This is a genomic window from Lawsonibacter hominis, assembly GCF_014287895.1.
Classification (GTDB): domain Bacteria; phylum Bacillota; class Clostridia; order Oscillospirales; family Oscillospiraceae; genus Lawsonibacter_A; species Lawsonibacter_A hominis.
In genome coordinates this window covers 1-677 of record NZ_JACOPP010000095.1, presented here as the reverse complement: position 1 = coordinate 677, position 677 = coordinate 1, and the positions used below count along the sequence as shown (strand labels likewise).

Here is a 677-nt window from a genome sequence, read left to right as displayed (position 1 = left end):
GATTTTATTCTGCGGGCGGAAGCAATCCGAACCGGCCGAGTGAAGCCGGAAGAAGATAATATGCTGAAGCTGACCGGTGAGGCCCGCCTGATGGCGATTGACCCGCGCCTGATTCGACCGGATGCGGATGGTACAGGAAGTAAGTTGAGTGTCTGCATTGAGGATGTTTATCAGGTTTGGAAGGACACCGCCGCCTCTGCTTCCACACAGCTTGTCTTTTGTGATGTTGGCACTCCCAAAGCCGGGAAATTCAATGTATATGATGAAATAAGAAATGTGCTGCTGGCAAAGGGTGTGCCGGAATCGGAGATAGCCTTTGTTCACGACGCCACTTCTGAAGCACAGCGGCAGGAACTGTTCGAGCGTACCCGCCAAGGAAAAGTCCGTATCTTAATCGGCAGCACCAGCAAACTGGGAACCGGCGTGAATGTTCAGAATAAGGTAATCTCCATTGACCATCTGGACTGTCCGTGGAAGCCCTCTGACATTACACAGCGAAATGGGCGTGGGGTACGGCAGGGCAACGAAAACCCGGAAATTATGATAAAGCAATTCGTGGCCAAAGGAACATTTGATGCGTATCTCTGGCAGATTCAGGAGCAGAAATTGCGCTATATCACGCAGATTCTCACCGGAAAACACATTGCCCGCTCTTGTGAGGATGTGGATGAAACCGT

Annotated in this window: 1 protein-coding gene; it reads left to right on the top strand. The window is 51.1% G+C overall.

The annotated features are described in order from the left end of the window. Positions 1 to 60: 60 nt before the first annotated feature. A partial coding sequence (locus tag H8S57_RS18410; RefSeq protein WP_243204883.1) for a helicase-related protein occupies positions 61 to 677 on the top strand: 617 nt, incomplete at its 3' end.